Annotated in this window: 19 protein-coding genes; 9 read left to right on the top strand and 10 right to left on the bottom strand. The window is 61.4% G+C overall.

Annotated features, from left to right (window positions below):
* The first annotated feature begins 20 nt into the window (after nt 1-20).
* A complete protein-coding gene (locus FB009_RS17115) occupies nt 21-2150 on the top strand; it encodes a GumC family protein (protein WP_011975048.1) in 2130 nt (709 codons plus the stop codon).
* A 55-nt stretch (nt 2151-2205) separates the two neighbouring features.
* Here FB009_RS17115 and FB009_RS17110 read toward each other — a convergent pair whose 3' ends face one another.
* The 3 genes from FB009_RS17110 to FB009_RS17100 form a co-directional block, all read right to left on the bottom strand.
* Nucleotides 2206-3456: a GNAT family N-acetyltransferase gene (locus FB009_RS17110; RefSeq protein ID WP_011975049.1), complete on the bottom strand. Its 1251-nt coding sequence runs from the start codon at nt 3454-3456 to the stop codon at nt 2206-2208.
* Nucleotides 3457-3606: 150 nt separating this feature from the next.
* Complete coding sequence (locus tag FB009_RS17105; RefSeq protein ID WP_011975050.1) at nt 3607-4347, bottom strand: metallophosphoesterase family protein; 741 nt, start codon at nt 4345-4347, stop codon at nt 3607-3609.
* 19 nt (nt 4348-4366) lie between these two features.
* Nucleotides 4367-4591 (bottom strand): DUF2842 domain-containing protein, encoded by a 225-nt coding sequence (locus FB009_RS17100; RefSeq protein WP_011975051.1) that lies wholly within the window; start codon nt 4589-4591, stop codon nt 4367-4369.
* 178 nt (nt 4592-4769) lie between these two features.
* Between FB009_RS17100 and FB009_RS17095 the strand changes: the two genes are divergently transcribed.
* On the top strand, nt 4770-5873 hold the full coding sequence (locus tag FB009_RS17095; protein WP_011975052.1) for a COX15/CtaA family protein: 1104 nt from the start codon (nt 4770-4772) through the stop codon (nt 5871-5873).
* 72 nt (nt 5874-5945) lie between these two features.
* Here the strand turns inward: FB009_RS17095 and argC are convergent, their stop codons facing one another.
* The 5 genes from argC to FB009_RS17070 form a co-directional block, all read right to left on the bottom strand.
* A complete protein-coding gene (gene argC / locus FB009_RS17090; RefSeq protein WP_011975053.1) occupies nt 5946-6878 on the bottom strand; it encodes an N-acetyl-gamma-glutamyl-phosphate reductase in 933 nt (310 codons plus the stop codon).
* Between the two features lie 93 nt (nt 6879-6971).
* Complete coding sequence (speB, locus tag FB009_RS17085; protein WP_011975054.1) at nt 6972-7928, bottom strand: agmatinase; 957 nt, start codon at nt 7926-7928, stop codon at nt 6972-6974.
* 152 nt (nt 7929-8080) lie between these two features.
* Complete coding sequence (gene rpsI / locus FB009_RS17080) at nt 8081-8548, bottom strand: 30S ribosomal protein S9 (RefSeq protein ID WP_011975055.1); 468 nt, start codon at nt 8546-8548, stop codon at nt 8081-8083.
* Between the two features lie 2 nt (nt 8549-8550).
* Nucleotides 8551-9015, bottom strand: coding sequence for a 50S ribosomal protein L13 (rplM, locus tag FB009_RS17075; RefSeq protein ID WP_011975056.1), 465 nt, complete (start codon nt 9013-9015; stop codon nt 8551-8553).
* 205 nt (nt 9016-9220) lie between these two features.
* Entirely contained in the window at nt 9221-9664 is a 444-nt protein-coding gene (locus tag FB009_RS17070; protein WP_011975057.1) for a PaaI family thioesterase, read from the bottom strand.
* A gap of 163 nt (nt 9665-9827) precedes the next feature.
* On the opposite strand from FB009_RS17070, the gene FB009_RS17065 reads away from it, so the two are divergent.
* Nucleotides 9828-10649, top strand: coding sequence for an enoyl-CoA hydratase (locus tag FB009_RS17065; protein ID WP_011975058.1), 822 nt, complete (start codon nt 9828-9830; stop codon nt 10647-10649).
* A 63-nt stretch (nt 10650-10712) separates the two neighbouring features.
* Here FB009_RS17065 and FB009_RS17060 read toward each other — a convergent pair whose 3' ends face one another.
* Nucleotides 10713-11549: a DMT family transporter gene (locus FB009_RS17060; RefSeq protein WP_024311659.1), complete on the bottom strand. Its 837-nt coding sequence runs from the start codon at nt 11547-11549 to the stop codon at nt 10713-10715.
* Nucleotides 11550-11838: 289 nt separating this feature from the next.
* Between FB009_RS17060 and FB009_RS17055 the strand changes: the two genes are divergently transcribed.
* From FB009_RS17055 to FB009_RS17045, 3 genes are read left to right on the top strand one after another with little or no spacing between them, the layout of a single operon-like run.
* On the top strand, nt 11839-12267 hold the full coding sequence (locus FB009_RS17055; protein ID WP_024311658.1) for a CoA-binding protein: 429 nt from the start codon (nt 11839-11841) through the stop codon (nt 12265-12267).
* Between the two features lie 37 nt (nt 12268-12304).
* Nucleotides 12305-13585 carry an O-acetylhomoserine aminocarboxypropyltransferase gene (locus FB009_RS17050; protein ID WP_011975061.1) on the top strand — a complete coding sequence of 427 codons (1281 nt, stop codon included), beginning with the start codon at nt 12305-12307 and terminating at the stop codon, nt 13583-13585.
* A 26-nt stretch (nt 13586-13611) separates the two neighbouring features.
* Nucleotides 13612-13953, top strand: a complete 342-nt coding sequence (locus FB009_RS17045; RefSeq protein ID WP_011975062.1) for a cupin domain-containing protein — start codon at nt 13612-13614, stop codon at nt 13951-13953.
* A gap of 61 nt (nt 13954-14014) precedes the next feature.
* On the opposite strand, the gene FB009_RS17040 is transcribed toward FB009_RS17045, so the two are convergent.
* The gene (locus FB009_RS17040; RefSeq protein WP_011975063.1) at nt 14015-15262 is read right to left on the bottom strand and encodes a cytochrome P450; all 1248 of its coding nucleotides are present in this window, start codon (nt 15260-15262) and stop codon (nt 14015-14017) included.
* A gap of 171 nt (nt 15263-15433) precedes the next feature.
* Between FB009_RS17040 and FB009_RS17035 the strand changes: the two genes are divergently transcribed.
* The 3 genes from FB009_RS17035 to clpP all read left to right on the top strand — a co-directional run bounded on the left by FB009_RS17035 (nt 15434) and on the right by clpP (nt 18863).
* On the top strand, nt 15434-16297 hold the full coding sequence (locus tag FB009_RS17035) for an endonuclease/exonuclease/phosphatase family protein (protein ID WP_011975064.1): 864 nt from the start codon (nt 15434-15436) through the stop codon (nt 16295-16297).
* Nucleotides 16298-16398: 101 nt separating this feature from the next.
* Complete coding sequence (locus FB009_RS17030; protein ID WP_024311657.1) at nt 16399-17964, top strand: phospholipase D family protein; 1566 nt, start codon at nt 16399-16401, stop codon at nt 17962-17964.
* Nucleotides 17965-18236: 272 nt separating this feature from the next.
* Entirely contained in the window at nt 18237-18863 is a 627-nt protein-coding gene (gene clpP / locus FB009_RS17025) for an ATP-dependent Clp endopeptidase proteolytic subunit ClpP (RefSeq protein ID WP_011975066.1), read from the top strand.
* The last annotated feature ends 86 nt before the right edge of the window (nt 18864-18949 follow it).

The following is an 18949-nucleotide window of genomic DNA, read 5'->3' as shown; positions in this document are numbered from 1 at the left end:
AAGCTTTGGGGTGCAGGGGTATGTCGGGCGGGCAGCAGGATGTAGATATCGACCTCGGCGGGCTCTTCCGCGCCATCTGGCAACGGCGCGTGCGCGTCCTGCTCGTCACTGTTGGGGCCGCTGCCGTCAGCTTCGCCGCCGCCAGGATGGTCGCTCCCGACTATCAAGGCGAGACCCGCGTTTTGATCGAATCGCGTGAGCCCGAGTTCAGCGGCAGCAACCAAGTCTCGCAGAGCGGATCCGACCGAATGTTCGATGAATCGGGCATTCTCAGCCAGGTGCAGGTCCTGCGCTCGGCGGACCTGATCAAGCAGGTCGCGCGCAACATGAAACTGCACGAACGCGAAGAATTCGATCCCTCCGCCCGGCCTTCCGCCGCCTCCGATCTCCTGGTGATGCTGGGTCTCAAGAAGAATCCCCTCGATCTTCCGCCCGAGGAACGGGTCCTCAAAGAGTTCAATGAGAAGCTGCAGGTCTACCAGGTCGAAAAGTCGCGTGTGATCGCCATCGCCTTCACTTCGAAAGATCCGAAGCTTGCGGCCGCTATTCCGAACGAAATGGCCGATGTCTATCGCTCCCTGCAGAGCGGCGCCAAGCTCGACTCCAACTCCGATGCAAGCCGGTGGTTGGAACCGGAAATCGCCAACCTGCGCGAGAAGGTGCGCGAGGCGGAGGCCAAGGTTGCCATTTACCGCGCGGAATCGGGTCTGCTTCCGACCGGAGAGACGCAGAATTTTGCTACACGCCAGCTGACCGACATTTCGACGGAGCTCGCGCGGGTGCGCGCGGAGCGTGCCAATGCGGCTGCCCGCGCCGAGGGTATGCGGACGGCGCTCGCGGACGGTCGTCCGGCCGACACCCTTGCCGACATCGTCGGTTCGCCGATGATACAGCGTCTCAAGGAAAGCCGCTCCAATGTTCAGTCGCAGATCGCCGATCTGTCGCCGGCGCTGCTCGACGGTCATCCGCGCTTGAAGGGGCTCAAGTCGCAGCTGGAGGGGATCGAAGCGCAGATCCGGTCGGAGACGCGGAAGATTCTCGCGAGCCTCGAAAACGAAGCGAAGGTCGGGCAATTGCGCGAACAGCAGCTCGTCCAGCAGCTGAACACGCTCAAGGCGCAATCGGCGCAGGCGGGCGAGGAGGAAGTGGGACTTCGTGCGCTCGAGCGCGAGGCGGCGGCACAGCGCCAGTTGCTTGAAACTTATCTTGCCCGTTATCGCGAGGCCACCTCGCGCACTGTGGCGAATGCAACTCCGGCCGATGCACGCGTGATTTCGCGCGCCGTCATCCCCACCAGCCAGAGCTTCCCCAAGGTGCTGCCGATAACGATCGTCGCAGCCTTTGCCAGCTTCCTCGTCAGTTGCGTCGTTATCATGCTAAGGGAGCTTTTCAGCGGTCGCGCGCTGAGGCCTGTTTCCATACCCGAAGCGTCGACCGCAGGTCAGCCCGCAGGAGAACCGCCAGTTCCGGTTCTGGTCCAGCAGATTCCCGCGCCAATCCTCGTTTCGGCGATATCTGCGGATGAGGAAGAAGGCCGGAGCGAAAACGAAGCACCGAACCATGATTTTTCAATGGAGTCGGTTGCCGAACATATTCGAGCCAAAGGCGTGCGGGTTGCCGTCTCGGTATCGCCGGGCGGCGACGAAGGATCCACTGCGACCGTAATGCTGGCGCGCTTTCTGGCCGAAGAGGGGCAGAAAGTCGTTCTGATCGACCTTTCCGGTTCAGCCTGCCCGACGCGGCTCATGGCGCATTCGCAGGATCTTGCCGGAGTCACGAATTTGCTCATGGGGGAGGTCGCCTTTTCCGAGGCGATTCACTCAGACAGCTTGTCAGAAGCACATATAATACCCTGTGGCGACGCCGACCCGCATGCGGCGATGCGCGGTATCGACCGGCTGCGGATCATCGTCGATGCGCTCTCCAGTGCCTACGACCTCGTCTTGATTGAATGCGGTTCGGCTGACGCAGACGCGGTCGCCAAGTTACGACACGAGGGTACCGAGATCATCCTGTCGGCACCGTCGATCAGCAACGATCAGATTGTCGAGATGTTGATGCGTTTCGGCGAAGCGGGATATCGCGATGTCGTGCTTATGACCGGGCAGGGGCAGAAAGGTCCTGATTTTCCCGACCGCCGCGCGGCGTAGAGGGCTTTCCGGGAACTGTGCTGCGGCTTCCCAGTAGGAGGCATTGGCGCCAGGTCTACGGTTCATCTGCGCTTGCAGCCGACATCTGCCGTAACCGTCGTTTCCTTTGTATGAAGGCGTAAAACTTTTCGTTGGCTTTGATCCACCGCTTCGCACGGGCAACTGCGCGGAACACGGCGGCAGCGGCCCGACCGCGGAGCGTGATTGGCAGGAAGATGTCCCGTAACCGCGTCTCAATCGTGCACCACGACCGCTTGTAGGCTTGATCGCCGATGCCGAAGTCGAAAAGGGCGACGCCTTCTCGACACAGCCGCTCGATGATTCTGTAGAACAATAATTCGCCCGGGCTAGCACCGGCGGCGATTTCCTCGTCGATGGAGCCGAACTGACAGATAACGTGGTCGCCCTTGCGCGAAAGACCGGCGATCGCAGAAATCCGGCCTGCATGCTCGCCCTTCAGCCTTATCGCATTGAGCTCCAGGAGCCTGTCCGGCTCGTCAGCGCCGGAATCGATCAGCGCATGGAAAAATGCGCGTGTCTCGGCTTGCCGAAAAGCGTCCGGCAGGCCGATTGCCTCGAAGCGGGCGGCCTTCTGCTTAAAGAATGTTTCGAGCAGGGCATGGGCCTCGGGCTTTTCCCGCGCGATCACATAATCATAACCGCCGATCTCGGCGAGACGCCGTTCGGAAATGCGCATTTTCTTGCGCCGCCGTTTGGCATTCAGCTGAGTGAGCGTGCGGTCGATGGTGCCGAGAAGAGGCAATTGAAACGAAGCGTTCGGGTGTTCGATACCGGCCAGAGCGGCGAGCGGGTGTGGCGCACCGCGCCAGATCCGTGGCGTCCGTTCGAGCACGAGAACGTCCGCGAACTGACGGAGCTGGCGACCAATGCCGCTGGCGAGCGCCAGTACGCACTCGGCGCAGAAGGCGCCATCCCGTCCGTCAAACAGGCCGGTGTTAAGGTTGCTATGCTCCGAGCCGATCAGGCGGGCCGTACGGAAAAGCCGGCCGCGTTCGATCTCGAACGGGAGAAGGAAAAGCGGCTCCTTGCCAGCCGCGCCGCGCACGATCAGCAGCTCGCTGCCATGCGTCTTTACCCACGACGCGCACCAGTCGAAGCTCTGATGCAGCGAATTGAGGCTGCAATCATCGAATACGCGCCATTCTGCTTCGAGCTCGGCCATATCGGTGTGGATGGAGAAAGTGATCCTGCCGGCTGCGTGGCCTCCCGGGCGGGTGATCGCGGCATCATGATACCGCCCGGCAATGCACTCCGGCGAAAGGGTTAACTCGGAATTGGCCATCATCGTCGATCCGCGTGCGTAATGCAGGCAGTCAAGCGGGAAACCCCGTAGATCCGATTAACTCCGAAGGCGCTCGCTTGTCCGGCGAAGAACTCGGTTAGCGATATGTGAATGCCAAGCGAGGCGATCGCCGGATGGCCTCCGGGAAAGGGCTCAATCGACGAACCCGGTCGCAAGCGCCCTTGCCCATTCCGGGCGGTTGCGTTCGGCCGCGAGAAGAGAAGCGGCCATGTGATCGTAGGCTACGCAGCGGAAAGTGACGTTCCAATCGCCGGATGTCCGTTCGACGACAGCGTATCGGGCATGTGGAGAGCCGGCTTCGACTTTGTGTGCAACCGGCTGGTCGTCAGCATAGGCGGGGCAGCCGACACTACGCGGATTGACCAGCAGGCGCCCGTCCGAAAGCCGCAACGCGCGGGGGACATGCGTGTGGCCGCAGAGGATCACCGGGTAGAGGATGTCTTCTGCCATACGCTCGATCGCCGCTCGTTGAGCTATGTGAACGACACCATCCTCCGTCAGCGTTTCCATCCAATAGGCCTCGTCGCTTGCCGGCGTGCCATGGCAGAGAAAGAGTACATCCCTATGGACAAGGGTGTCCGGCAGGGCGGCTAACCAGTCAAGATGTCGCCGATCGAGTTCGCCATGGGCGGCACGGTCGGACAATCCCATGCGGGAAGGATCGATCGTCAGGAGGTAGCGATCGTGATTGCCGCGTATTGCAGCAGTATTGCGGCCGATCAGGATCTCAGCCGTCCGGGCAGCATTCAGCGGACCGCTCACGTGATCGCCAAGATTGACGATTTCGTCGATTCCTTGCGCATCGACGTCGGCGAGCACGGCCTCCAGCGCGAGATCGTTGCCGTGAATATCGGAACTGACGGCTATTCTCATACGACCAACCTCCCGCAGATCAAGGTCGTTGCTGGTGATCGGCTGCAGGCTTTTCCATCCACTTGATGATCAGCATGGCCGGCAGGACCCACAGCAGCCCTGTGAAGAAGAAGTAGAGCAGGTGGACCCACCAGGGTGACGCGCCGAGCAGAAGGGAAGCGAAGGTGACGGCCGCAAGTGCATAGACGACGACAAGGACGATGAGCAGGATGGTGCCGATCAGTTTTCTGAGGCGTACGGGCATTTTTTCGTTCTTTCGGATAGCGGCGGCTTAAGCCCTCGCGCGGCCGCGACGGGATGCCGCAAAGGGTTCGGCCTTGTTTTGCACGGCGCTCTGGTGCAAATCAACGGCTTTGAGGGCGTCCCGGCCGGCAAACCCGGCAAAGCGGTACCCGTTTTGCGGTGACAGATGAGGAAGTGCCATGGCTCATGCCGAGTTGGCAACAGAACAGACGCTGCTGAGAGAAATCGGCAGAACCGAGCGCAACCGCCGGCACATCCGCGGCTGGCTTGCCGTCGTTCTCTTTGCCTTGTTTGCGCTTGTGCTCGTGGGCGGAGCGACGCGCCTGACCGAATCCGGCCTTTCCATCACCGAGTGGAAACCGGTGCACGGCGTCATCCCGCCCCTGTCTGCGCAGGAGTGGGAAGAGGAATTCCGTCTCTATCAGCGCATTCCGCAATATGAGCAGATCAACAAAGGCATGACCGTCGACGATTTCAAGACCATTTTCTGGTGGGAATGGGCGCACCGGCTGCTTGCGCGCGGCATCGGCGTGATCTTCGCTCTGCCGCTCTTCTTCTTCTGGGTCACCGGGCGGGTGGAGCGTCGCCTGCGGCTGCCGCTTCTTGCAATTCTGGCGCTCGGCGGCTTGCAGGGCTTTATCGGCTGGTGGATGGTTTCCTCGGGTCTTGCGGAACGGACCGCCGTCAGCCAGTACCGGCTCGCCACCCATCTGACCATCGCCTGCGTGATCTTCGCCGCCTGCATGTGGATCTATCGGGGGCTATGTCCGCATTCCGACGACGCGCCTCCGACCAAAGCCTCACAAAAGATGGCGGCGGTCATAGCGATCTTCAGTCTCTTCCAGATCTATCTGGGAGCGATCGTTGCAGGTCTCGACGCGGGTCTGAGCTATAACACCTGGCCGCTGATGGACGGTGCGATCGTGCCGGGCGGCCTGTTCGTGCAGCAGCCCGCCTGGATCAATCTCTTCGAAAATCCGAAGACGGTGCAGTTCGTCCACCGCCTCGGCGCCTATCTTCTGCTCGCATTGGTGCTTTGGCACATGATCGCGGCCTTGCGCTCCGCGCCGGAAACCACCCACGCGCGCCGCTCGGTGCTGCTGTTTGCACTGGTGGTCGTGCAGGCGGCCATCGGCATCACCACGCTGCTTCTGCAGGTCCCCATCGGTTGGGGCGTGCTGCATCAGGGCGGCGCGCTCGTGGTACTCGGTTTTGCGATTGCCCACTGGCGCGGTTTCGTAGGCGCCTATCCGAAGGATACGGCAATCGAAGTTCGCGCTTGATCTTGATGCTCTGTGGTTAAGATAGACAGAAGCCCCGGAAGGGAGGCTGCCGGGGCTTCTGTCTGCCGGGTCTCAGGCGGAAAGCATCAGGTCCATGTTCTGAACAGCGGCGCCCGACGCCCCCTTGCCGAGATTGTCGAGGAGCGCGACCATGTTGACATGCGCCCCGCCATCGGTGCCGAAGACGAAGAGTTTCATGGTGTCCTTGCCCGCGAGTTCCGTCGCATCGATCCGGGCGAGCTTTGCGCTCTCCTCAAGCGGTACGACCTCGACGATCGACTGGCCCGCGTAGTGATCGACAAGCGCCCGATGAATGCTTTCGATCGTTGCGCCGGCTGCGAGATCGTCGACGTAGAGCGGTACCTGCACGATCATGCCCTGCGCGAATTTGCCGACGGAAGGGCTGAAGACGGGCGCGCGCTCGAGCAGCCCGTGCATCTTCATTTCAGGCACATGTTTATGTTTCAGCGTAAGCCCGTAAAGGAAGTGCGGCGCTCTGATATGGTCCGGACTCTTGTCGTCCTCGATCTGCGCAATCATCTGCTTGCCGCCGCCGGTATAGCCGGAGACCGCATTGACGGTGACCGGATAACCATCAGGCAGAATGCCGGCCTGCCGGAGGGGGCGGATCAGGGCGATTGCGCCCGTGGGGTAGCAGCCCGGGTTCGCGACGTGGCGTGCATCGCGGATCTTGCGGGGTTGCGCCTTGTCCATTTCCGCAAAGCCATAGGCCCAGTCGGGCGCAACGCGATGCGCGGTCGAGGTGTCGATTATGCGCACGCGATTGTTTCCGGCAACCATGGCGACGGCCTCCCGCGAGGCGTCGTCCGGCAGGCAGAGGATTGCGATATCCGCACTGTTTAACAGATCCTCGCGCATCGCCGCATTGCGTCGCTCCGCTTCCGGAATGGACAGAAGCTCGAGATCCGTACGCCCGGCCATGCGCGTACGGATCTGCAGGCCCGTCGTGCCGTGTTCGCCATCGATAAAGATCTTCGGTTTCATGATTTTCCTGCTCCTGCAGACTGTTACCGGCGCGTACGGAATCAGTCTGGCATAGAATTGAATCGATTTCTTGAGAACGTGCGGCCGCTGCGATCAGCCGCGCCTTTCGGCCAGCCAGCCGGCACGCAGGCCTAGCATATACATGGCGATGGTCGAACCAGCAATGGCGGTGAGATCAGCGTGATCGTAGGCGGGCGCGACTTCGACGACGTCGCTTCCGGTGATATGAAGCGCTCCAAGCTTGCGCAGAACCGAGAGGATTTTCGCACTTGACGGGCCGCCGGCGACGGGGGTGCCGGTGCCGGGCGCAAAGGCAGGGTCAAGGCAATCGATGTCGAAGGTCAGATAGGCGGGGCGACTGCCGACATGACGGATGATGGCCTGGGCGATCTCCTCGGCGCGCATCTCCTCCAGTTCATAGCCGTGAACGATCCGAATGCCGCAATCCTCCGGCGCATGCGTCCGGATGCCTATCTGGATCGAGCGTTCGATGTCGATGAGCCCTTCGCGGGCAGCGCGGCCGACGAAGGAGCCATGATCGATGCGGCCTTTCTCGTCCGGCCATGTGTCCTGATGGGCGTCGAACTGGACGAGGGCGAGGGGGCCATGCTGCGCCGCATGGGCCTTAAGGATGGGATAGGTAACGTAGTGGTCGCCGCCGAGCGTCAGCAGATAGGCGCCCGACTTCAGGATTTTCATCGCCTCGCGCTCGATGGTTTGCGGCGTCTTTTGATGGTTGCCGTAGTCGAGCAGGCAATCGCCGTAGTCGATCGTCGCCATCTGGGAGAAGAGATCGCGCTGAAAGGGATATTGCGGATCGTTGTCGAAAATCGCCGATGCACGGCGGATCGCCTGTGGCCCGAAGCGCGCCCCGGGGCGGTTCGACGTGGCCGCATCAAACGGCACTCCCCAGACGACCGCATCCACGCCCTTCAGGTTTTTCGTGTATTTCCGCCGCATGAAGGAAAGGATGCCGGCATGCGTCGGATCGGAAGCCGCCGAAGTCAGTGATGTCGCGGTGATCGCGTGGTCGATCGACTTGTTTGCCATGCTGTTCTCCCGTCAGATGACGGGACGTTGGCCAATCAGTATGGGCAAGGCAATAGCCTGGCGACAAAATCATGTGCACGGGAGCGGTTACGCATGCGCATGAAAAAGGCCGGGACAAGCCCGGCCTTCGAAAGTGCGGTCTGCCAACGCGATTAGCGCTTGGAGAACTGGAACGAACGACGTGCCTTCGCACGGCCGTACTTCTTGCGCTCGACCACGCGGCTGTCGCGGGTGAGGAAGCCGCCACGCTTCAGAACGGCGCGCAGGCCCGGCTCAAAGTAGGTGAGGGCCTTGGAAATGCCGTGACGAACGGCACCGGCCTGACCGGAAAGGCCGCCGCCGGCAACGGTCGCGTCGATATCGAACTGGCCGTCACGGGCAGCTGCGACGACCGGCTGCTGCAGGATCATCTGCAGAACCGGACGTGCGAAATAGTCCGAGAAAGGCTTGCCGTTGACGGTGATCTTGCCGGAGCCGGGCTTGATCCAAACGCGGGCGACGGCGTCCTTGCGCTTGCCGGTCGCGTAGGAGCGGCCCTGCGCGTCGACCTTCTTGACGTGAACCGGAGCAGCCGGTTCCGCGGTCGTGGCGATATCCTTGAGTGCGGAAAGGTCAGCCATTATCAGGCGCTCCTTGTGTTCTTGTTGTTCAGCTTGGCGACGTCGAGGACGGTCGGCTGCTGGGCTTCATGCGGGTGGTTCGACCCGGCGTATACACGCAGGTTCTTCATCTGGCGGCGACCGAGCGGGCCGCGCGGAACCATGCGTTCGACGGCCTTCTCGATAACGCGCTCCGGGAAGCGGCCTTCGATGATCTGGCGCGCGGTGCGCTCCTTGATGCCGCCCGGGTAGCCGGTGTGCCAATAGTACTTCTTGTCGGTGTACTTCTTGCCGGTGAGGACGGCTTTTTCGGCATTGATGACGATGACGTTGTCGCCGTCGTCGACATGGGGCGTATAGGTGGCTTTATGCTTGCCGCGCAGGCGGTTTGCGATGAGGGAAGCGAGGCGACCGACAACGAGGCCTTCGGCATCGATGAGGATCCACTTCTTCTCCACCTCTGCAGGCTTCTGAACGAAGGTTGCCATATCTAAACTCTTTCGTTGGACCCGGAAACGGAGCCGGGCGTTTCTTGTTGCTTGCTTTGACCCCGATGGGACAAAAAGAAGACGGCCCAGTCGGACCGCGATCTGGGGCAGCTTATACGCAAGCAGGAAAACAAGGTCAAGGCCGACTTTTGGTTCATCGGGAAAGAAGAGCAAGTAAAATCAGTAATTTAGCAATGTGGTGTTATTATACCGCATCTCGGCGCGGTGGAATTGAATAGGTGGCGGTCGCATGAGCGACCAGATCCGGGCCTGCGACCGGCTTTATCGAGGCATCGAGTACGGCGAGGCGCTTCCCGAGCTTGAGAATCCGGCAGGTACATTCGAGGGGTTCGGGTTCCGGCTTGCGCAGGAAGTTGATGTTGAGGCTGGTGGTCACGGCAAGCGCGACCGGGCCGATATGCGCGATGAGCGCAATATAGGCCGACACGTCCGCCAGCGCGAACAGCGTCGGGCCCGAAACCGTGCCGCCCGGACGAATATGGCGCTCGTTCGGGTCGAGCCGCATCGTGGCGAAGCCCGGTCCGGTATCCGTCACTGCAAAGACCTTTCCATCCGTGTGGACCTGCGGGAAATCGGTATCGAGAAAGCGATTGAGCTCCTCGACGGTCATGACCGGTTGCAGGGTCATCGGGCCTTCTCCATGTTTTTCGCGGCTGCGCCCGTTACAGGACGTCCGGAAGCGCCGCGCAAGCCGGAAATTGGTCTTAGCTCGATTTCGCCGGTCCGGCGCGGGGTTGAAAGAGCGGCGACGGCGGCGTACCACGGCAGCACAGTCGATATGGGAGAGAACCATGGCGGATGTCGTTTCATTCAGGAAAGAAGAACAGAGCGGACCGTTGCTACGTGAGGTCAACAGCCCGGTCCTGCGTTTGACGCTCAACAATCCGCCTGCCAACGTGCTTTCGATCGCCTTGATGGAAGCCTTGCTGGCGGCGCTCGAGGAGGCGGCCGCCTCGAAGGAAATCAAGGTTGTCGTGATCGCCGCGGCCGGCAAGCTTTTCTCCGCCGGCCACGATCTCAAGGAAATGACCTCCCATCGGGCCCACGCGGACGGCGGACGGGCTTTCTTCGAGCGAACGATGCGCCTGGCGGCCGAAGTGATGCTGACCATTACCAGGCTGCCGCAGGCGGTCATTGCAGAAGTCGACGGTCTCGCGACGGCCGCTGGGTGCCAGCTTGTCGCAAGTTGCGACCTGGCGATCTGCACCGACACGTCCACCTTCTGCACCCCGGGTGTGAACATTGGCCTTTTCTGTTCGACGCCGATGGTCGCTCTGACACGCGCGGCCCATCGCAAGCAGGCGATGGAAATGCTCCTGACCGGTGAGCCGATAGATGCCGGGACAGCGAAGGAGTTCGGTCTCGTCAACCGCATCGTTCCTCAGCAATATCTGCGCCAGGTCATCGACAAATATGCGTCGGTCATTGCCACGAAGTCGCCGCAGGCACTGAAGATCGGCAAGGAAGCCTTCTACCGGCAGGCGGAAATGCCGCTTGCCGAGGCTTACGACTTTGCAGTCGGCGTCATGGTCGAGAACATGCTCGCCCGTGATGCCGAGGAGGGCATCGGCGCCTTTCTCGGCAAGCGCATGCCGGATTGGAAGGAAGACTAGGGCAGAATGAGGAGAACTGCGCCCGGTTTCCCGCCCGCATCCCGCTCTGACCTTTAGAATGGATCACGCGAGCCTGAGGAGCAAAGCGCCGAGCGCAATGATGCAGGCGGCGATGATGCGCCAGGCGCTGACGCGCTCTTTGAGGAACACCACCGAGATGACGACCGCAAAGAGAATGGCCGTTTCGCGAAGCGCGGCGACCGTGGCGACAGGGGCTTTCGTCATCGCCCAGAGCGCAAGGCCGTATGAGCCGATCGATCCGGCGCCGCCGATCAGCCCGCGCCACCAGTGACCGTAGACATGCCGGGCGACGGGCTTGACGCCGCGCCGGGCGAAAGCCCAGCCGAAGAGAAGCACAGGCGGCAGCAGCGCCATCCAGAGCGTATAGGAAATGGCATTGGCGGAAATGCGTGCACCGATGCCGTCGACATAGGTGTAGCTCGCGATCACGCAGGCGTTGAGCAGTGCCAGCGTGATCGCATGCCTGCCGCCCTTGCGGGACTCGAAGGCGAGCGTCAGCACGCCCGCGGAGATCGTCATGACGCCGGCCAGAGCGCCGCCGGTCAGTTTCTCGCCGATGACGAGACTGCTTGTTGCCGCGACGAGAAGCGGTGCGACGCCACGCATCAAGGGATAGACGAGCCCGATGTCGCCAGCGCGATACGCAGCTGCGACGAGCTGAAAATAGGCGAATTGGAAAAGGGCCGATACGAGGATGTAAGGCACGGCCTCGGAGCCGGGCATTGGCAGGAAAGGCAGAAAGGGCAGCGCCACGACGGCTCCGCCGAGCGACACCATGGCAGCGTCGAGCGATTTTTCCGTGCCGGCTTTGACGAGCGCGTTCCAGGTGGCGTGCAGGAGCGCTCCGAGAAGTACGAGCGCAATGACGTCCGGCGGCAAAATGAACCTCTGCGGGGTGAACAGGCTGGAAAGCCGGTTGTGGGCTCGCATTGCCCGAAATGCAACCGGAATTGTCGCTGAAGCGAAATGAAACGGTGCATATGGCATGCCCGGAGAAGGCTCTCGGTTGACTCGCGGCCGCTCCACGCCAACTATCGCTCCGCATGAAGGATGAGCTTTTCCTTGGATCGAACGCGGTTGAGGGAGAGATTCAGTAACTTGAAGCGTTACAGCCCCCTTTGCGCGTCCGCTTGGACGCGCTGCGATGTAGTAGGTCTGGACGATGAGCATGAACCACGACGCCTACCCGGATTACTATCTGGCCGACATCCTGCGCGAGACGAAGACCATTGCGCTCGTAGGCGCCTCTCCGAAGGCGGAGCGGCCGAGCTATCGCGTCATGGCCTTCCTTCTGCGCAAGGGCTACCGCGTTATTCCGGTCAATCCCGGGCATGCGGGCGGCACCATCCTCGATCAACCGGTGGTGGGACGCCTCGCGGACATCGGGGAGTCGATCGACATGGTGGACGTCTTCCGCGCAGCGAGCGCCCTGCCGGCCCTTGTGGACGAAATCCTGGCGCTGCCGTCGCCTCCCAAGGTCATCTGGGGACAACTATCCGTCCGCGACGACGTGGCAGCGGCCAAGGCCGAAGCCGCAGGCATCAAGGTCGTCATGGATCGCTGCCCGGCCATCGAATATCCGCGCCTGATCGGATGAGCATCAGATTATTCAAGTGAGTGAGGGAGAAACGAAGATGAATGGCGGACCCGGTTTCAGCACGCTTGCAATTCATGCCGGAGCCCAGCCGGACCCGACGACCGGGGCGCGGGCGACGCCGATCTATCAGACGACCAGCTTCGTTTTCAATGACACGGATCATGCCGCCGCGCTCTTCGGCCTCAAGCAATTCGGCAATATCTATACCCGCATCATGAACCCGACGCAGGCGGTGCTGGAGGAGCGGATCGCGGCTCTTGAAGGCGGAACTGCCGGGCTTGCGGTTTCTTCGGGGCATGCGGCCCAGCTGCTCGTTTTCCATACGATCATGAGCCCGGGTGACAACTTCGTTTCGGCCCGGCAGCTATACGGCGGCTCCGTCAACCAGTTCGGCCAGTCCTTCAAGGCATTCGATTGGCAGGTCCGCTGGGCCGATTCAGCGGAACCCGAAAGCTTCGATGCGCATATCGACGAACGTACCAAAGCGATCTTCATCGAAAGCCTCGCCAATCCGGGCGGCACTTTCGTCGATATAGCCGCGATCGCCGAAGTCGCGCGCCGGCACGGGCTGCCGCTCATCGTCGACAATACGATGGCAACGCCTTATCTGGTGCGACCGCTGGAACATGGCGCCGATATCGTCGTCCACTCGCTGACCAAATTCATCGGTGGCCATGGCAATTCGATGGGCGGCATGATCGTCGACGGCGGTACGTTCGACTGGTCGACATCAGGCAAGTATCCGCTGTTGTCGGAGCCCAGGCCGGAATATGGCGGCGTCGTCCTGCACCAGGCCTTCGGCAACTTCGCTTTCGCCATCGCGGCGAGGGTGCTGGGTTTGCGGGACTTCGGTCCGGCGATCTCTCCCTTCAACGCGTTTTTGATCCAGACCGGCGTCGAGACCCTGCCGCTCCGGATGCAGCGCCATTGCGACAACGCAGCTGAGGTTGCCAAGTGGCTGAAGGGGCACGAGAAGGTGTCCTGGGTTCGTTACGCCGGTCTTGAAGACGATCCGAACAATGCGCTGCAGAAGCGCTATTCGCCGAAGGGAGCGGGAGCGGTCTTCACCTTCGGCCTCGCTGGCGGATACGAGGCGGGAAAGCGCTTCGTCGAGGCGCTGGAAATGTTTTCCCATCTCGCCAATATCGGCGACACACGTTCGCTCGTGATCCATCCCGCCTCGACCACCCACCGGCAACTCACACCGGAACAGCAGACCGCGGCGGGGGCCGGGCCCGACGTCATCCGGTTGTCGGTCGGAATTGAGGATATCGTCGACATCATCGCCGACCTCGAGCAGGCGCTGGCAAAGGCTTGAGCCGCACTGCAGGAGCGGAGGCTTCGATGAGCCATATGCTGAAATTCGATTTGTCTTCGGTCGGGGCCGAGGTCGGCGCTCCGGCGCCGGACCGCCTGATTTCAGGAAATCCGGAGTTCCGCACCTGGAACCTCGAGGGGGCCGGAAATCTCTATGCGGGCATATGGGAGGCGACGCCTGGCAAGTGGCGGATCGTCTACGACGAATGGGAATACTTCCACATCCTCTTCGGTCACTCGATCGTGACCGAAGAGGATGGAGAGCCCCTTCACCTCAAAGCCGGCGACAGTCTGGTGCTGAGACCCGGCTTCAAGGGAACCTGGGAAGTGGTTGAAACGACTCGCAAGGACTACGTGATCCGCCTTTGACGCATTTTCCCGTCGCTTGTGCTCGTCGCATGGATACAGCAACGCGGAAGAGGGCTGCCGCTCACCAGACGAGATCGAGCCGCTCCAGGCCATGGAAGTGGAAGGAATCTTTCACCGGAGGCTCGTTCTTGAGCCGCATCCCGGGAAGCCGTTGAAAGAGGATCGGGAGCGAAATCTGGAGCTCCAGCCGTGCCAGCGGCGCGCCGATGCAGAAATGAAGGCCGGCGCCGAAGGAGACATTGGCGCCTTCATTTCGGTTCGGCCTGAAGGTGTCGGGATCGGAGAATTTGCGCGGATCGACGTTTGCCGCCCCCAGCATGAGCCCGATCTTCTCCCCTTTCTTGAGGACGATGCCGTCTTCCAATTCCATATCCATAAGGGCATAACGCTGAAATATATGCAGCGGGGCAGCAAAGCGCAGACACTCTTCCACCGTGCGCTCCGTCGCTTCCTCGTTCGAAAAGAGATCGGCGGGGGACAGGCCGGACTGCAGGATCGTGCGCACCGCATTACCGATCTGATGGACCGTCGCCTCATGGCCCGCGTTCAGAAGAAGGACCGTGGTCGAGATCAGCTCCGCGTCGGACAGGCGCTCGCCGTCTTTCTCAGCCGTGATCATATGCGTGAGCAGGTCGTCGGCGGGCTTCACGCGCTTCTCGTCGATGATCCCTTTCAGGTAATCGGCGAACTCCGCCGAAGCCTGGTTTGCGTCGAGCTCCGTCTCCAGGCTGGGATTGAAGACATACATCTTGACCATGCGATGTGACCAGTCGAGAAGGCGCGGCGCCGCCTCCACGGGAATGCCGAGCATGCGGGCGATAATGGTCACGGGGATCGTCTCGGCATAGGTCTTCAACAGCTCGACCGCACCATTCTTCTCGAAGCCGTCGATCACCCTGTGCGAGAGTGCCTCGATGTCGGGTCTGAGCTGCTCGATCTGGCGGGAGACGAAGGCGCGATTGACGAGCGTGCGCAGCCGCGTATGTGTCGGAGGTTCCAGTTCGAGCAGCGAGTGCGCCTCCAAGGCGTCGAAGTCCTTCAAATGCGGTTGCGGTTCCGGCATACCGAGTTCTTCCCGGGTCGCAACATGCAGGATCTGCCGACCGAAGCGACGGTCGCGCAAGAGGCTGTTCACCTGCGCGTAGCCCGCAAAGAACCATTGCTGCGGCTCTTCCCAGAAAAACGCCGGACAGTGCGCGTGGAGTGCTGCGTAGGCCGGAAGCGGGTTTCGGAAGAACTCGGGGTTGCGGACGTCGAGGGAGACCCGCCGGACGGGGCCGTCGATGGTGATGCCGGGGGCGGTGGACATGATAGCGTCTCTTCGAAAGCTGCAAGCGGATAGCGAACCGCATGTCTATTGCGCCAGTAGTCCTTGCTGCAAGTGCTTGGATGCCGGAAGGAACAACATCGGCGATAGATACTTTTTCGGTGGCACGGTTTGACCTATTTGATCATGATGGGGCAACAAGCAGGGAGCGGCATGGCAAAAGCGCAAGGTAATCTATCCGCCGGCATCATGGCAGCGATTCGAAAGCGACGGCCCACGGTCGTCAACCGCAATGCCGCCGTAGACCGCGGCGACATCGTCATCGCTTCCTACAATATTCACAAATGTGTCGGCACGGACGGGCGCTTCGATCCATCGCGAATTGCGCAGGTCATCGCCGAGATCGGTGCGGACATCGTCGCGCTTCAGGAGGCGGACCAGCGTTTCGGCGAACGCGCGGGGCTCCTCGACCTCGAGCACCTTCGCCGTGAAGCCCATCTCGTTTCCGTCCCGATTTCGCCATTCACGGAGAAAGGGCACGGCTGGCACGGCAACGTCCTGCTGATCCGCGAGGGCGCCGTCTCCCACGTGCGGCAGTTGAAACTGCCGGGCGTCGAGCCGCGCGGTGCTCTCGTTGTCGATCTCGACCTGAAGGCGGGACCGTTGCGGGTGATTGCTGCTCATCTCGGCTTGCTGCGCCATTCCCGGGCGCGCCAGGCGGAAATGCTCTTGAAGGCGAGCGCGGACGGCGCGGGACGGCCGACGCTACTGATCGGGGACCTGAACGAATGGCGCATGGGCAAGCGCTCGTCCCTCTCGTTCCTCAGTCCGATGTTCGACCCTTCACATGCAGCCGTCGCCAGTTTTCCTTCGCGCTTTCCGCTGCTGCCGCTCGACCGGGTGCTCGGCAATCCGCATCACCTTGTGACCTCCGTGGAGGTGCACGACTCGCCCTTGGCGCGCGTGGCTTCGGACCATCTGCCCGTCAAGGCGTCGATCGACCTCAAGGCTGCCCAGAAGGACGATGCCGACGGAGACGAGGCCCGATTGGCTGATGCGGGGCAGGGTAAGCGGTGAGGGACCTTTTCCATGCCGAGAAGGGTGTCTTAGCGCGCTTGATACATAGGCGTGGCGGTTCTGCGATGGGGAGTGCTTAGCTTCATGCGGCAGGGCAGCGTCTGATGTCGTGGATTGCACTTTCTCTTGCGGCGCTCTTTGGACTCCTGCTTGCTGGCGTTCTTTACGTGTATGGCTGGTTTGGCCGCCGACCAAGTATCGATCCAACCTTCGCGCTTCCCGTGGAAGGGGACGAGACCGGTATCGACAAGCAATTAGCTCCGTTATTGGAGGCCGCCCGATCCGGCGAGAACGCGGTCGCGCTCATTTCCGACAACATCGAAGCTTTCGTGGCGCGGGCGCTTTCGGCGCGCCGGGCAGGGCGCAGCCTCGATCTGCAATATTATTACTGGAAGGACGACCTGACAGGATTTCTTCTGACGCGCGAGGTCATCCGGGCGGCCGATCGCGGTGTCCGCGTCCGCCTGCTGCTCGACGACGTCAATGCAGGCATCCACGACCGTCTCTGCATTTCGCTCGATGCCCATCCCAATGTCGACGTGCGCCTGTTTAATCCGAGTCGGGCCCGAACGGATCGCTTCCGTCGCGGGTTCGAATTGGCGATACGTGCCTTCAGTGCGACACGCCGGATGCACAACAAGCTGTGGATTGCCGACGGCCGGCTGGCGATTTCCGGGGGACGCAATATCGGCGACGCCTATTTCGACGCGGCCGAACTGGCGAACTTCCGAGACCTCGATGTCTGGATGGCCGGTCCGGTCGTCGATCAGGCGACGGCCATGTTCGACCTTTACTGGAACAGTCCGTCGGTGCTGCCGATTGCGGCGCTGAGAACGCCGCGTAAGCATTTCCTTCCGGCGCTGAGAGAAGCGCTGGACCAGTTGGCGCGCACGGCCGCCGGGCGCTTTTACCTGGAAAAGGTTCAGGATGCAGCCGCCGCGGGGCCGGGGGCCTACTGGGGCAGCCGCACCCTCTACCGAAGCGCGAATCTGCGCTTGGCGTTCGATCCGCCGGAAAAGGCGCTGATGCAGAAGCGGCAGAACTGGTTGCTGCGCGAACTTTTCCCGCTGATCAAAGGCGCGAAGCGCGATTTGCGGATCATCTCCCCCTATTTCATTCCTGGCGTTGCGGGAACGCGTGTTCTGGCGCTGCTCGCGGGGAAGGGTGCGAAGGTGGCAGTGCTGACGAACTCGCTCGCGGCAACGGATGTCGCAGCGGTACATGGCGGTTACGTGAAATACCGCAAGTGGCTGCTGGAAGGGAAAGTGGAGCTGTACGAGCTCAAGGAACGGGGGGACTTCTTCGATCGTCATCGTATGTCGCTGTTCGGGGCGCGGAACGCCAGCCTGCACACCAAGGCTTTCGTCGTCGACGGCGTCTGCGGTTATGTGGGTTCCATGAATTTCGATCCGCGGTCCGCGTCGCTCAACACCGAGATGGGGATCGTCTTTTCCGATGAGGCGCTCGCCTCCGAGATCCAATCGATATTCGAGGAGGAGACGGCGCCGGAGAGAAGCTATCGCCTGATGCTGAAAGACGGCCGGCTCGCCTGGCAAGACCGGACGAACGGCGCGCTCAGGCTGTTGCGGCGTGAGCCGGATGCGGGCCTTTTCCGAAGGCTGATCGCCGGCGCGATCCGTTTTCTGCCCTTGGAGTCGCAGCTTTGATCGACGAAATTTACGGATCGCTCACCGTCATTTTGCGAATGTCTGTGAGGAAGGCCGGTAGCCCATGCTTAACGGCAGGAAGAATTGGAAAAATGTTCTACCAGCCAACCGCAGTGCCGATGAAAAGCTCTGGACCGGGAACGCGCGACTATTCAGTTTATCGAATGTTCCCGACTTGAAGTGCAGGGCATTGACACTCTATGTAAGGTCTGAGGCTTTTCCGATGATTCCGGTCCGCGCAGGGATGCGGTCCCGATTGATGAAGGTTCGATATGAGAAATCCAGTTGATACGGCCATGGCGCTGGTGCCGATGGTTGTTGAGCAGACCAATCGCGGTGAGCGATCCTACGATATCTATTCGCGGCTGCTGAAGGAGCGCATCATCTTTCTCACGGGTCCGGTCGAAGATCACATGGCGACGCTTGTCTGCGCGCAGTTGCTGTTCCTCGAGGCGGAAAATCCGAAAAAGGAAATCGCACTCTACATCAACTCGCCCGGCGGGGTCGTGACGGCCGGCATGGCGATCTACGACACGATGCAGTTCATTAAGCCTGCAGTTTCGACGCTCTGCATCGGTCAGGCGGCATCCATGGGTTCGCTGCTGCTCGCGGCCGGACACAAGGACATGCGCTTCGCAACGCCGAATTCCCGCATCATGGTGCACCAGCCTTCCGGCGGGTTCCAGGGGCAGGCCTCCGACATCGAGCGGCATGCACGCGACATTCTCAAGATGAAGCGCCGGTTGAACGAGGTTTACGTCAAGCATTGCGGCCGCACCTATGAGGAGGTGGAGCAGACGCTTGATCGCGATCACTTCATGAGTTCGGATGAAGCGCTCGACTGGGGTCTGATCGACAAGGTGATCACGTCGCGCGATGCGGTCGAGGGCATGGAATAGCCCGAACACGGGCTTTTGTGTCGCCACAGATGTAATTGTGACACATTTGTAATGGCGAAGGGGCTTTATCCGAGGGGTAAAGCCGT

The organism is Sinorhizobium medicae (genome assembly GCF_007827695.1).
Classification (GTDB): Bacteria; Pseudomonadota; Alphaproteobacteria; order Rhizobiales; family Rhizobiaceae; genus Sinorhizobium; species Sinorhizobium medicae.
Note: the sequence above shows the minus strand (reverse complement) of the source record. Positions and strands in the feature narration are given on the sequence as shown.